This is a genomic window from Bacillus sp. FSL K6-1012 (assembly GCF_037964915.1).
GTDB classification, from domain to species: Bacteria; Bacillota; Bacilli; order Bacillales; family Bacillaceae; genus Bacillus; species Bacillus halotolerans.
On sequence record NZ_CP150175.1, the window covers coordinates 1,242,414 to 1,255,243 of the forward strand.

Sequence of the window (12,830 nt, forward strand, 5' to 3'; positions counted from 1 at the left end):
ATTCACACCCGCTTAGGCGCATACTACACGAAAAAGGAAAAGGAGGAAAAACAGTGGGACAGCAGCATCAATTCCGGCCCGGGCAGAAAGCGCCCAACAACGGCATCTACGTAGAAATCGGCGAGACGGGGAGTATGGTCAAAAACCCGCAAAAGGTCCATCTGTCAGCAGGAGATATGTTTCCTGAAACATCTAATCACAACCGCCTGTGGACGTATAAAAGAAAACCGTGATCACGAAAAAACCCAAAACAATACATGTTTTGGGTTTTTGGCTTATTAATGCTGGCTGGCATTGTTGTTCATAGGCATGATTGCTGCTAGCGCCATGATCAGCACATATAAAACGACAGCAATTACGGATGATGTTGTGAAGTTATACGCTACACTGTTCATGCTGGCAATCAAATAGCATGCCATATGCGATAAAAGGAACGTCCAAATAAAAGCAATAATAAATCGCACGTTTCCACCTCGTCCTTCTCATTCTATTCTAGAAGTTATCATACCATACATAAAGCCAAGGGGGAATCTAATTTTAGAAGAAAGTGAGGTGACAAAAGAGTCTGATTCGTCACATTTTTAATGGTAAAATATAAAAAATAAATATCGTCAATTGGTATAATAGCCAAAACATAGAAAGGCTAGGACTTTACCTTATTCGTTTCTTTTCTTTTTACATAAGATAGCGTGAGATGAAGTGTGAAAGGAGGCGGGCAAGCGATGGGAATAACGGAAAGGTATTTTCAATTGGGAACGGAGCATAACGTGATTCATCTGCCCTATCGTCCGAACGGCTTTGGCATCTTTGTCCTCGGGGACAGAACCCACTTTGTCGGTAATGATTCAAGTTTTTGGCTTCAGCATTATGGCAGAAATCAGCTTTTAAATATGCTGAGGGACGAAGGCTATACCATTTTTAACAGCAATCTGTTCGGAAGGCACTGGGGCGCGGAAAAAGCGGTCACCTATGCCAAACAGCTGATACATTTCGTGTTGAAGCAGGAAATACTCAATCCGAAGATTCATATTTTAGCAGAAGGGATGGGCGCTCTCGTGGCCGATGAACTGCTTCGTTTTTCCCCGGATCATATCCGATCAGCCGCGATGTTGAATCCTTGTCTCGATCTTCAGGCACATTATGAATCAGAAAAAGAAAATAAATTTTTCTATAAACAATTTTTGAAAGAGGTATCGGAAAGCTACGAAATCTCCGAAAAAGAAGCGGCTTCACTCCGTTATAAAACAATCGAAAGCTATCCGAGCAGCGTACCGGTTCATATATGGCAGCGGATGACCGGAGCACCGTATCCGTACAGCCTGCATGCGGAAGTATTTAAGGAAAAGCAGCAGCAAAACCAAGGCTGTCCGGTTGACATAACGTTTCATTTATTTGAGCACCCAAGCAGGATCTATGCATCAATCTGCAAATTCTTTCACAGGCATGAAAAAGAGTTATAAAGAATACAATAACAATAGCCTTCTCTTTTGCGGAGGCTGTTTTGCTTTGGATAAATGAAAAACCGGAAGGGCGGCAGATGAAATGGAATCAACGCTGATTGTAGGGGCGGATGAATTTTTCGGCCTTTCTTTATGCGAGCGAATGATGGATGAAGGCATATACGTCGATGTCGTTTTGGCTGAAACAGATGATGAAAACAGACAAATGTACTTAGAAGAAAGACTCATGTGGCTTGGAAGAAACGAACACTTTCGGCAGCTTGAGCACATTGAGGATCAAAAGTATGATACAATTTGTATCCAATATAACTGCGGCTTTTTGCCTTTGGACCAATATAAATCCGCTTATGTATTGGTATACGAACAAGACCGAAAAGAGTGGGAGAAACGTGAAAAGACAGGTTCAGAAAAAGCGGTGATCCTTCCTAAAATGTATGGGCCGTGGAAAGAAGAACAGGAGGAAGAGGGCTTTTATACAGAAGATGTAGCTGACGAGCTGTTGAGATTCCTGCTTGAGCCCGGCCGTGATACCGGCAAAGATTGCATTTTTGATTTGCAAGTCACGAAAAAAACTTCAAAAGATGAAGCGAAAACAAAAATTCTCGAGTGGAAAAGACAATTTTCATCAATTTTCGACAAATATTAAGAAAAACCTTCCATGTTTCGAGTTTTCTAGATACAATAAACGTATCATTTTAATACATGTGATAGCTTGTCAAAAGGAGTTGAACATGACTTGATCACAAGGCTTGTCATGATCTTTTCTGTCCTCCTTTTATTAAGCGGATGTGGACAAACTCCGTTTAAAGGAAAAATTGAGAAGGTCGGCATGCTCTTTCCTGATACGATTAATGACCTCGTATGGGGCACAAAAGGGTATAAAGGATTACTGAATATACAATCTAAATACAATGTGGACGTCTACTATAAAGAAGGCGTAAAAACAGATGAAGATATTATAAATGCGATTGAAGATTTTCATAAGCGCGGCGTCAATCTCCTCTTTGGCCATGGAAGTGAGTATGAAGAAGTATTTAACTTGGTCAGTGAAGACTATCCGGATATGCAGTTTGTGATTTCAAATGCAAAAGCAAAAGCGGACAATGTCACAAGCGTTCATCTCAGCGGGGAAGCAATCGGCTTTTTCGGCGGAATGACCGCTGCCCATATGTCAAAAACCAATCAGGTCGGCGTCATCGCTTCTTTTTCATGGCAGCCAGAAGTGGACGGCTTTATAAAAGGGGCTAAGTATGAAAATCCTAATATAGAAGTGAATACAAAATATACGGATCACTGGGATGATGATTCGACTGCGGTGAACCTTTATCAAAAAATGAAGAACGAAGGCGCGGATGTTGTGTATCCTGCCGGAGACGGGTATAATGTTCCTGTCATTCAGCAAATCAAAAAAGACGGCCTATATGCGATCGGCTATGTCACAGATCAATCCGATCTTGGCGAAAACACCGTGTTAACCAGCACGGTGCAAAATGTGGACAAGGCCTATGAAATTATAGCTGAGCAATTCGACAAAGGGACTTTAAAAGGCGGCGATCACTATTACGATCTGAAAAGCCGAGTTGTCGAAATGGGAACCTTCAGTCCGCTTGTGGACAAAGCCTTTCAGAAAAAAATCGCCAAACTGGTCAAAACATATAACAAAACAGGTGAACTGCCAAAAAACGAGTAACGGGGTGACTTTACATGCAGCACGAAAAATCACTTGAGTTTCTGCAAATAGCAATGAAATATCTGCCTGAAGCGAAAGAGCAGCTTGAAAAATCAGGAATAGAGCTGTCGATGGAGGCCATTCAGCCGTTTATGAATTTATTTACAACGGTAATGGCGGAAGCCTATGAGCTGGGTAAATCCGACGCGAAATCTGAAACCGAATAAGAAGAAGCCACTTTCTCGAAAGTGGCTTTTCACATGATTTTCTTTTTAATAGCGGATACCATAGGCGCGAGTTCCTTCAGAGCGGGCTTGATTTGATCGAGAGAGTTCATAATCGAACCGATTTGGTTCATAATATACATGTAATCAATCGTCTCTTCTTCGTTTGTCGGGGAAACCTCCTCCTCCTGCACTTCTTCTTTTTCTGTTTTTTGTTTGGCGTTATCGCCGAACATCATTTTTGAAAACACATCCACCTGCATACGCCTCCTTTTCCATATACCATACTCTATGAGTAAGATGAACCGATAGTTTAGACGAATATATTGCCATGTGAAAAAAAATAAGATAGAATTAGTACCTGATACTAATAATTGATCATAACCTGATTGATCTTCTAAATTAACTATATAAAGGAGTCTTCCCTTATGAAAGCTGGAATACTTGGAGTTGGACGTTATATCCCTGAGAAGGTTTTAACAAATCATGATTTAGAAAAAATGGTTGAAACTTCTGACGAGTGGATTCGTACAAGAACAGGAATAGAAGAAAGAAGAATTGCCGCTGATGACGTATATTCATCACATATGGCTGTTGCAGCAGCGAAAAAAGCGCTGGAACAAGCTGAAGTGTCCGCTGAGGATCTCGATATGATTCTCGTTGCGACTGTCACACCTGATCAGTCATTTCCTACAGTTTCTTGTATGATTCAAGAACAGCTCGGCGCAAAGAAAGCATGTGCCATGGATATCAGCGCGGCTTGTGCAGGCTTTATGTACGGGGTTGTAACGGGTAAACAATTTATTGAATCCGGAACTTATAAGCATGTCCTTGTTGTCGGTGTAGAAAAGCTCTCAAGCATTACAGACTGGGAAGACCGCAACACAGCCGTTCTGTTTGGTGACGGAGCGGGCGCTGCGGTAGTCGGGCCAGTCAGTGATGACAGAGGAATTCTTTCATTTGAACTAGGAGCAGACGGCACAGGCGGTCAGCACTTGTATCTGAATGAAAAAGGACATACAATCATGAATGGACGTGAAGTTTTCAAATTTGCGGTCCGCCAAATGGGTGAATCATGCGTAAATGTCATTGAAAAAGCCGGACTCTCAAAAGAGGACGTCGACTTTTTGATTCCGCATCAGGCGAACATCCGCATCATGGAAGCTGCACGTGAGCGTTTAGAGCTTCCTGTCGAAAAGATGTCTAAAACTGTTCATAAATATGGAAACACTTCTGCCGCATCCATTCCTATTTCTCTAGTAGAAGAATTGGAAGCCGGTAAAATCAAAGATGGCGATGTGATCGTCATGGTAGGATTCGGCGGAGGATTAACTTGGGGCGCCATTGCAATCCGCTGGGGCCGATAAAAAAAGGTGAGGTGCACACAAGATGAGTAAAAAAAGAGTAGTTGTTACAGGACTCGGAGCATTGTCTCCGCTTGGCAACGACGTCGATACAAGTTGGAATAACGCAATCAACGGTGTGTCCGGGATCGGTCCGATCACTCGTGTTGATTCTGAAGAATATCCGGCTAAAGTAGCCGCTGAATTAAAAGACTTTAATGTTGAAGATTACATGGACAAAAAAGAAGCAAGAAAAATGGACCGTTTCACTCAATATGCGGTTGTCGCTGCGAAAATGGCAGTTGAAGACGCAGGTCTTGAAATTACTGATGAAATCGCGCCGAGAGTCGGTGTTTGGGTTGGTTCCGGAATCGGAGGACTTGAAACGCTTGAGTCTCAGTTTGAAATCTTCTTAACAAAAGGCCCAAGACGGGTAAGCCCGTTTTTTGTGCCGATGATGATTCCTGATATGGCGACAGGCCAAATTTCTATCGCTTTAGGAGCAAAGGGAGTTAACTCTTGTACGGTAACTGCATGTGCAACAGGAACAAACTCTATCGGTGACGCATTTAAAGTGATTCAGCGCGGCGATGCAGACGCTATGATCACAGGCGGAACAGAAGCGCCGCTGACTAGAATGTCATTCGCGGGCTTCAGTGCCAACAAAGCGCTTTCTACAAATCCGGATCCGAAAACTGCGAGCCGTCCGTTTGATAAAAACCGTGATGGATTCGTTATGGGTGAAGGTGCGGGTATTATCGTTCTTGAAGAACTTGAGCATGCACTTGCACGCGGCGCCAAAATTTACGGAGAAATCGTCGGTTACGGTTCGACGGGAGACGCTTATCATATCACAGCGCCTGCCCAAGACGGCGAAGGCGGAGCGAGAGCGATGCAAGAAGCCATTAAAGATGCGGGCATTGCGCCTGAAGAGATTGACTATATCAATGCTCACGGCACAAGCACATATTACAATGACAAATATGAAACAATGGCGATTAAGACAGTTTTTGGCGAGCATGCCTATAAACTTGCGGTAAGCTCTACAAAATCTATGACGGGCCACCTTCTAGGCGCGGCGGGCGGTATTGAAGCCATTTTCTCTATCCTTGCCATTAAAGAAGGCATGATCCCGCCAACAATCAATATTGAAACGCCTGACGAAGAATGCGATTTAGATTATGTGCCTGATGAAGCACGCAGAGAGGATCTCAGCTATGTTCTCAGCAACTCACTGGGATTCGGCGGACATAACGCAACGCTAATCTTCAAAAAATATCAGTAATCATGACGCCAAACCGGCTGCCCTAAAAGGGTAGCCGGTTTTTTTCGTGCGCATAGGATAAAAAAGAGGAGGCGATAGCATGAGCGTGGAACAAACATACAAATGGTTTGAAAAAGCCGCTTCAATAGATGATCTGGCGCATTACATTGTCCCGTACTTTTCAAGAACGAAGAAAGAAGACTGGAAAGGCATCTTGGGACATTTGCAGCATCACGGAATGTTTAAAAACATAAAAGAGGGAATAAGCACGTCTTCCATTCTAAAAGAAAAAGGACTTTTCAGGCATATACAAAAAGAGGAGCAGTATCTCAGAAAGAAGTGGCAAGGACCTGACGTGCCAATCGTAGCACTGCCGGTTGATGAACGTAACAGAAGAATCCGTTTAGAATTCGGGTCAAAATCAGGGCTCGCCTTCCCAGATAAAATGTTTCTCTTTCTCTCGTCAGATATCGAATTGTCCTCGGTTTCAGCCCTTATGACACATGAATATCATCATGTTTGCCGGTTAGATCATATGACAAAAGAGGAAAAAGACGTCACATTACTTGATACAATCATCATGGAGGGGCTAGCAGAATATGCTGTTTATGAGAGGTTAGGCCAAAGCCAAACGGCTGAATGGACCACCTGGTATACCCCTCTGCAGCTTGAGGTGTTTTACGAAAAAAAGATTGCGCCCCATCTGAACATCAAACGGGGTCATCGATTGTTCGATCAGCTTTTATACGGCAAAGGATATCAGCCGAAAATGCTTGGATACGCAGTCGGATTCAATATTGTAAAAAAATATTTAACAGAGAACAGAGCCAGTACAACAGAAGGGTTGTCCATCTCTCCTGAAACCTTTTTGAAAGCAACGCTTTAAAAGAATAAAATAATGGAATTCCATTAATAATATTACAATTATCCTAAAAAATTCTTGATTTTGCAAAATGATTGTAATAATATACAACTATAAAATTTTTCGATAATTCAATATTGTTTATTATTTCTGAATAGAGGGATTACTTTCTCTTGAAAACGTTTGGCGACAAGAGGGGGAAAGGGGAGCTAGCATGAGCACACTTTTAGAAGTGAATAATTTAAAGACTTATTTTTTTAGAAAAAAGGAGCCGATCCCTGCGGTGGACGGAGTCGATTTCTACATCAAAAAAGGCGAAACCGTCGCGCTTGTAGGCGAATCGGGCTCCGGCAAAAGTATTACTTCATTGTCTATTATGGGTCTCGTCCAGAGCTCAGGCGGAAAAATCATGGACGGTACGATTAAACTCGAAGACAAGGACCTCACCACATTCACTGAAAATGACTATTGTAAAATCCGCGGAAACGAAGTATCCATGATCTTTCAAGAACCAATGACCTCCCTTAATCCGGTGTTAACGATCGGAGAACAAATTACCGAAGTGCTGATTTACCATAAAAACATGAAGAAAAAAGAAGCGTATCAAAGAGCCGTCGACCTCTTGAAGATGGTTGGGTTTTCAAGAGCGGAGCAAATTATGAAGGAATACCCGCACCGTCTATCTGGCGGCATGAGACAGAGGGTAATGATTGCCATCGCGCTCAGCTGTAATCCAAAACTGCTGATTGCCGATGAACCGACAACGGCGTTAGACGTGACGATACAAGCCCAGGTGCTGGAGCTAATGAAGGATCTCTGCCAGAAGTTCGATACTTCAATTTTGCTGATTACACATGACTTAGGTGTCGTATCGGAAGCAGCCGACAGAGTCATTGTCATGTACTGCGGACAAGTCGTAGAAAATGCCTCAGTCGATGAGTTATTTTTAGAGCCCCTTCATCCTTATACAGAAGGCCTGCTTATGTCTATTCCTGTCATAGATGGAGAGATTGATAAATTAAATGCGATTAAAGGCAGCGTGCCGACACCGGATAATCTGCCGCCGGGGTGCCGTTTTGCTCCAAGGTGCCCAAAAGCGATGGATAAATGCTGGACCCATCAGCCTTCGCTTTTGACGCACAAAAGCGGAAGGTCAGTGAGATGCTTTTTATATGAGGAAGAAGGTGCCGAACAATCATGACAGCAGCTAATCAGGAAACAATTTTAGAACTTCGAGACGTAAAAAAATATTTCCCAATCCGCTCAGGCTTTTTTCAAAGAAAAGTTGGTGATGTGAAAGCGGTGGACGGTGTTTCGTTTTCTTTAAAAAAAGGAGAAACACTCGGAATCGTTGGAGAGTCGGGCTGCGGAAAATCGACTGCCGGCCGAACGATGATCAGGCTGTACAAACCGACTGAAGGCCAGATTCTCTTTAAGGGACAGGATATTTCCAATCTGTCAGAGGAGAATTTACGAAAAAACGTCCGCAAAAATATTCAGATGGTCTTTCAAGATCCATTTGCTTCGCTGAATCCAAGAAAAACGCTGCGTTCTATTATTAAGGAGCCTTTTAACACACATCACATGTACACGATGCGAGAACGAAATGAGAAAGTCGAAGAGCTGCTTGCGAGAGTAGGCCTTCATCCGTCGTTTGCCTCACGCTATCCCCATGAATTTTCCGGCGGGCAGCGTCAGCGGATCGGCATTGCGAGAGCCCTCACGCTGAATCCGGAGCTTATCATTGCAGACGAACCGGTTTCTGCACTTGATGTATCGATTCAGGCCCAGGTCATCAACTTAATGGAAGAATTGCAGGAAGAATTTAATCTGACGTATCTATTTATCTCTCACGATTTAAGTGTCGTCCGCCATATCAGTGACAGGGTCGGAGTAATGTACCTCGGCAAAATGATGGAACTGACCGATAAGCATGAGTTATATGAAAACCCGCTACACCCATACACCCAGGCACTTTTATCATCTGTCCCGGTTACAAGAAAAAAAGGATCTGTCAAACGCGAACGCATCGTCCTGAAAGGAGAACTGCCCAGCCCGGCCAATCCGCCTAAAGGCTGTGTTTTCCATACGAGATGTCCTGTTGCAAAACCGATATGCAAGGAACAATTACCAGAATTCAAAGAAGCTGCTCCCAGCCATTTTGTGGCTTGTCACCTTTATAGCTAACTGTCGCCCGCACAGCTTTGAGAGGGGGTATGCTACTACATAAACAGCAGCTAAGAAGAACGAACATTTCAAGAGGGGGAATATTGAATGAAAAGACGTAAAACCGCACTGATGATGCTAAGTGTATTAATGGTGATGGCCATCTTTTTATCGGCCTGCTCGGGATCGAAGTCAAGCAGCAGCGAGAAAAAATCAACCGGCAAACCGCAGCAGGGCGGGGACTTGGTTGTTGGTTCAACTGGGGAGCCCACTTTGTTTAACCCGCTTTACTCTACTGACGTTTCCAGTTCTGATATTGAAGGGATGATCTATAGCACTTTACTGGAAACAGATGAAAAGTTAAATGTGAAGCCTGCACTAGCCGAGAAAGTGACAGAATCCAAGGATGGTCTGACTTATAATGTCAAGATCAGAAAAGGTGTAAAATTCCATGACGGAAAAGAACTTACAGCGGATGATGTCGTTTTCACATACAGCATACCTTTAAATAAGGATTATAATGGTGAACGCGGCTCTGGTTTTGAATCACTAAAGTCTGTTACAAAAAAAGGTGATTATGAAGTTGAATTTAAATTAAAGAAAAAAGATGCATATTTTTACAATGTTGTTCTAGATAGTTACGGTATTTTGCCTAAACACATTTTAGGGAAAGTACCAGTTGCAGATTTAGGCGAAAATGAATTTAACAGGAAGAATCCGATTGGTTCAGGTCCATTCAAGTTTGCTGAATGGAAAAAAGGGGATTATGTAAAACTTGAAGCCAATGAAGATTATTACGGCGGAAGACCATATTTAGATACAGTTACAGTAAAAACAATCCCAGATTCAAATGCAGCTATTGCCCAGTTAAAGGCGGGAGATATTGATTTCTTTGTTGTCCCGGGTACTGATTTTGAGACAGTCAAAACATTTGATAATGTGCAAGTTAAATCAGATCTTGGTTTGAACTACAGCTATATCGGATGGAATGAAAAAAAAGATTTATTTAAAGACAAAAAAGTCCGCCAAGCTCTTACGCACGCACTTGATCGAAAAGCAATGGTGGATCAAGTATTAAACGGTGATGGTGAAGTCGCAAACGTTCCTGAAAGTCCGCTATCTTGGAATTACCCGAAAAGTGATGTGCCTACATTTGATTACAATCCTAAAAAAGCTAAAAAGCTACTGAAAGAAGCGGGATGGAAAGATACAGACGGAGACGGTTACCTTGATAAGGACGGAAAGAAATTCTCGTTTACCATTAAGACCAATCAAGGCAATAAAATTCGGGAAGATTTAGCGGTTGTTGTTCAGCAGCAGCTAAAAGAAGTAGGAATTGAAGCAAAACCGCAAATTGTAGAATTTAGTGCTCTTATTGAACAGACGAGTCCGCCAAATTGGGATTATGATGCATTACTGCTCGGATGGAGTCTAGCTACGTTCCCTGACCAATACACGATCTTCCATTCAAGTCAGTCTGAAAATGGCTTGAACAACATTTGGTACAAAAACCCTAAGGTTGATAAACTCTTAGTTGAGGCAAAGTCAATCACAGACAGAAAAGAATATCAGAAAAAATACGAAGAAATTTATAAATTGATTGCAGAGGATCAGCCTTATTCATTCTTATTTTATTACAATTATCATAGGGCAATCCCGGCAAACATGCATGGGTACGTATTCCATCCTAAGAATGACTTATACCATATTGAGAAATGGTGGCTTGAACAATAAAAATTATATCCCTAGAGAGGTGAGGATTCAGCATCCTTTCCTCTTTATCCTATTTTAGAAAAGGGGACAAGAATATGGTTACATATATTGTTCGTAGAACATTAATGTCTCTGCCGATTCTTTTGGGCATTACAATATTATCTTTTGCGATAATGAAAGCGGCACCAGGTGATCCGATGTCACTTATGATGGATCCGACAATCAGTCAAGCGGACAGAGCGAAATTTATAGAAAAGTACGGACTTAATGATCCTGAACCAGTTCAATATTTAAAATGGCTTGGAAACATGTTGCAAGGAGATTTTGGTACATCTATTGTTAAAAAAGGTACACCTGTTTCCGACTTAATCCTATCACGTTTACCCAACACTCTGGTGCTCATGGTATTTTCAACACTTGTTGCTCTTCTGATTTCCATTCCTTTCGGTGTTCTTTCTGCAAAACGCCCTTATTCAAAGCTTGACTACGGTATAACTGTCACGTCATTCTTAGGTCTGGCAATACCTAATTTTTGGTTCGGATTAATTCTAATTATGATTCTTTCGGTAAATCTCGGTTGGTTTCCTACGGGGGGCGTTAGTACTTTAAATGCTGATTTTAACATTTTTGACAGACTTCATCATTTAATTTTACCTGCTTTTGTTTTAGCAACTGCTGATATGGCTGGTATTACTCGTTATACACGTTCAAGTATGCTCGATGTATTGAAACAGGACTATATAAGAACAGCTCGTGCAAAAGGGTTTAGAGAAAATAAAGTGATTTTCAAACATGGCTTAAGAAATGGTCTTCTTCCTGTTATTACAATTTTCGGATTGATGATCCCGTCATTTATTGGTGGTGCTGTCGTGGTAGAACAGATTTTTACTTGGCCGGGACTTGGGAAGTTATTTATTGATTCAGCATTTTCCAGAGATTATCCGGTTATTATGGCGATGACTGTTATTTCCGCTGTTTTGGTTGTACTAGGAAACTTGATAGCGGATATTTTATATGCATTAGTTGATCCGCGAATCGAATATTAAAAGGGGGAGGTACATATGACAATTCCGAATACTGCAGCTCCCTCTAATGAGGTAAAGCTAAAAGAAAATATTAGACAAAAACCAGAAACAATGACTAAGATTTTTTTTGAAAAATTTTTAAAGAATAAGTTGGCTGTTATAGGAGGTATTATTTTAACAGTCATTATTTTAATGGCCGTTTTTGCACCTTTTATTGCGCCTTATTCGCCAGAAAGTCAGTCACTATTAAATAAACTGAAGCCGCCAAGCTCTAAAAATTTAATGGGAACAGATAAATTTGGCCGTGATATATTCACAAGGGTGTTATATGGGGCTCGTGTTTCCTTATTAGTCGGTTTTGCTTCAGTAATTGGTGCAATTACAATAGGCACTGTAGTTGGCGCTGTGGCAGGATATTTTAAAGGTATAGTAGATGCTATTTTGATGAGGATAGTAGATGTAGTCCTATCTATTCCAGATATTTTTCTCCTTATTACATTGGTAACAATTTTTCAGCCGGGTATGGATAAGTTAATTTTAATTTTTTCTCTGACAGGTTGGACAACAACAGCGCGGCTGGTTAGAGGAGAGTTTTTATCACTGAGATCAAGAGAATTCGTATTAGCTGCTAAAACGATTGGGACTAAAAATTACAAAGTCATTTTTTCGCATATATTACCCAATTGTCTAGGACCAATAATTGTCTCAGCCACTTTAAAAGTGGGCAGTGTAATTCTAGCTGAATCAACATTAAGTTATCTGGGCTTTGGAATCCAGCCTCCAATTGCAAGTTGGGGGAATATGCTTCAAGATGCGCAAAACTTTACGTTGATGATTCAAGCATGGTGGTACCCATTATTTCCCGGGCTATTTATTTTAATTACCGTGCTGTGCTTCAACTTTGTCGGAGACGGTTTGCGGGATGCTCTTGATCCTAAAAATATTAAATAAAAATGAAAATCATGTTCGTTAGAAAATGTAACGAATTCCTAGAGTAAGCAGATTTCCTTTGTCAGAAAATATACGAGGAAGTCTGCTTTTTGTGTTTATAACAGAAACCCAGTTATTCCAGATTTCCTCAATCTCTATGGAATAATTTCTCTG

At 41.6% G+C, this 12,830-nt stretch carries 15 protein-coding genes; 13 read left to right on the plus strand and 2 right to left on the minus strand.

Annotated elements, in window-relative coordinates:
* Positions 1-53 precede the first annotated feature (53 nt).
* Entirely contained in the window at positions 54-233 is a 180-nt protein-coding gene (locus NSS75_RS06370; protein ID WP_003239319.1) for a YjzC family protein, read from the plus strand.
* A 45-nt stretch (positions 234-278) separates the two neighbouring features.
* Here the strand turns inward: NSS75_RS06370 and NSS75_RS06375 are convergent, their stop codons facing one another.
* Positions 279-464 (minus strand): YjzD family protein, encoded by a 186-nt coding sequence (locus NSS75_RS06375; RefSeq protein ID WP_010333727.1) that lies wholly within the window; start codon positions 462-464, stop codon positions 279-281.
* Positions 465-722: 258 nt separating this feature from the next.
* On the opposite strand from NSS75_RS06375, the gene NSS75_RS06380 reads away from it, so the two are divergent.
* From NSS75_RS06380 to comZ, 4 genes are all read left to right on the plus strand, one after another.
* Positions 723-1,460 (plus strand): hypothetical protein, encoded by a 738-nt coding sequence (locus NSS75_RS06380; RefSeq protein ID WP_024120901.1) that lies wholly within the window; start codon positions 723-725, stop codon positions 1,458-1,460.
* Positions 1,461-1,542: 82 nt separating this feature from the next.
* Positions 1,543-2,106 (plus strand): hypothetical protein, encoded by a 564-nt coding sequence (locus NSS75_RS06385; RefSeq protein WP_101860814.1) that lies wholly within the window; start codon positions 1,543-1,545, stop codon positions 2,104-2,106.
* Positions 2,107-2,196: 90 nt separating this feature from the next.
* Positions 2,197-3,150, plus strand: coding sequence for a BMP family ABC transporter substrate-binding protein (locus tag NSS75_RS06390; protein WP_024120903.1), 954 nt, complete (start codon positions 2,197-2,199; stop codon positions 3,148-3,150).
* 14 nt (positions 3,151-3,164) lie between these two features.
* Positions 3,165-3,356 (plus strand): ComG operon transcriptional repressor ComZ, encoded by a 192-nt coding sequence (gene comZ / locus NSS75_RS06395; RefSeq protein ID WP_003224559.1) that lies wholly within the window; start codon positions 3,165-3,167, stop codon positions 3,354-3,356.
* Between the two features lie 29 nt (positions 3,357-3,385).
* On the opposite strand, the gene NSS75_RS06400 is transcribed toward comZ, so the two are convergent.
* Complete coding sequence (locus tag NSS75_RS06400; RefSeq protein ID WP_081638273.1) at positions 3,386-3,616, minus strand: hypothetical protein; 231 nt, start codon at positions 3,614-3,616, stop codon at positions 3,386-3,388.
* Between the two features lie 165 nt (positions 3,617-3,781).
* Between NSS75_RS06400 and fabH the strand changes: the two genes are divergently transcribed.
* The 8 genes from fabH to opp4C all read left to right on the plus strand — a co-directional run bounded on the left by fabH (position 3,782) and on the right by opp4C (position 12,677).
* The gene (gene fabH, locus NSS75_RS06405; RefSeq protein ID WP_010333732.1) at positions 3,782-4,720 is read left to right on the plus strand and encodes a beta-ketoacyl-ACP synthase III; all 939 of its coding nucleotides are present in this window, start codon (positions 3,782-3,784) and stop codon (positions 4,718-4,720) included.
* A gap of 22 nt (positions 4,721-4,742) precedes the next feature.
* Entirely contained in the window at positions 4,743-5,981 is a 1,239-nt protein-coding gene (fabF, locus tag NSS75_RS06410) for a beta-ketoacyl-ACP synthase II (RefSeq protein WP_185848083.1), read from the plus strand.
* 79 nt (positions 5,982-6,060) lie between these two features.
* On the plus strand, positions 6,061-6,846 hold the full coding sequence (locus NSS75_RS06415; RefSeq protein WP_185848082.1) for a DUF2268 domain-containing protein: 786 nt from the start codon (positions 6,061-6,063) through the stop codon (positions 6,844-6,846).
* A gap of 190 nt (positions 6,847-7,036) precedes the next feature.
* On the plus strand, positions 7,037-8,023 hold the full coding sequence (gene appD, locus NSS75_RS06420; RefSeq protein WP_185848081.1) for an oligopeptide ABC transporter ATP-binding protein AppD: 987 nt from the start codon (positions 7,037-7,039) through the stop codon (positions 8,021-8,023).
* Positions 8,020-9,009, plus strand: coding sequence for an oligopeptide ABC transporter ATP-binding protein AppF (gene appF / locus NSS75_RS06425; RefSeq protein WP_213418513.1), 990 nt, complete (start codon positions 8,020-8,022; stop codon positions 9,007-9,009). Before appD ends, appF begins: the two co-directional genes overlap by 4 nt.
* Positions 9,010-9,096: 87 nt before the next feature.
* Entirely contained in the window at positions 9,097-10,722 is a 1,626-nt protein-coding gene (locus tag NSS75_RS06430) for a peptide-binding protein (RefSeq protein WP_168747417.1), read from the plus strand.
* Positions 10,723-10,796: 74 nt separating this feature from the next.
* Positions 10,797-11,747: an ABC transporter permease gene (locus NSS75_RS06435; RefSeq protein ID WP_105990589.1), complete on the plus strand. Its 951-nt coding sequence runs from the start codon at positions 10,797-10,799 to the stop codon at positions 11,745-11,747.
* Between the two features lie 15 nt (positions 11,748-11,762).
* Complete coding sequence (opp4C, locus tag NSS75_RS06440; protein WP_168747418.1) at positions 11,763-12,677, plus strand: oligopeptide ABC transporter permease; 915 nt, start codon at positions 11,763-11,765, stop codon at positions 12,675-12,677.
* Positions 12,678-12,830 lie beyond the last annotated feature (153 nt).

Bases quoted from the DNA above. Each gene is read 5' to 3' on its own strand.
- comZ (WP_003224559.1), top strand. From the start codon at position 3,165: ATGCAGCACGAAAAATCACTTGAGTTTCTGCAAATAGCAATGAAATAT.
- fabH (WP_010333732.1), top strand. From the start codon at position 3,782: ATGAAAGCTGGAATACTTGGAGTTGGACGTTATATCCCTGAGAAGGTT.
- NSS75_RS06380 (WP_024120901.1), top strand. From the start codon at position 723: ATGGGAATAACGGAAAGGTATTTTCAATTGGGAACGGAGCATAACGTG.
- NSS75_RS06430 (WP_168747417.1), top strand. From the start codon at position 9,097: ATGAAAAGACGTAAAACCGCACTGATGATGCTAAGTGTATTAATGGTG.
- NSS75_RS06385 (WP_101860814.1), top strand. From the start codon at position 1,543: ATGGAATCAACGCTGATTGTAGGGGCGGATGAATTTTTCGGCCTTTCT.
- appD (WP_185848081.1), top strand. From the start codon at position 7,037: ATGAGCACACTTTTAGAAGTGAATAATTTAAAGACTTATTTTTTTAGA.
- opp4C (WP_168747418.1), top strand. From the start codon at position 11,763: ATGACAATTCCGAATACTGCAGCTCCCTCTAATGAGGTAAAGCTAAAA.
- NSS75_RS06400 (WP_081638273.1), bottom strand. From the start codon at position 3,616: ATGCAGGTGGATGTGTTTTCAAAAATGATGTTCGGCGATAACGCCAAA.
- appF (WP_213418513.1), top strand. From the start codon at position 8,020: ATGACAGCAGCTAATCAGGAAACAATTTTAGAACTTCGAGACGTAAAA.
- NSS75_RS06435 (WP_105990589.1), top strand. From the start codon at position 10,797: ATGGTTACATATATTGTTCGTAGAACATTAATGTCTCTGCCGATTCTT.
- fabF (WP_185848083.1), top strand. From the start codon at position 4,743: ATGAGTAAAAAAAGAGTAGTTGTTACAGGACTCGGAGCATTGTCTCCG.
- NSS75_RS06415 (WP_185848082.1), top strand. From the start codon at position 6,061: ATGAGCGTGGAACAAACATACAAATGGTTTGAAAAAGCCGCTTCAATA.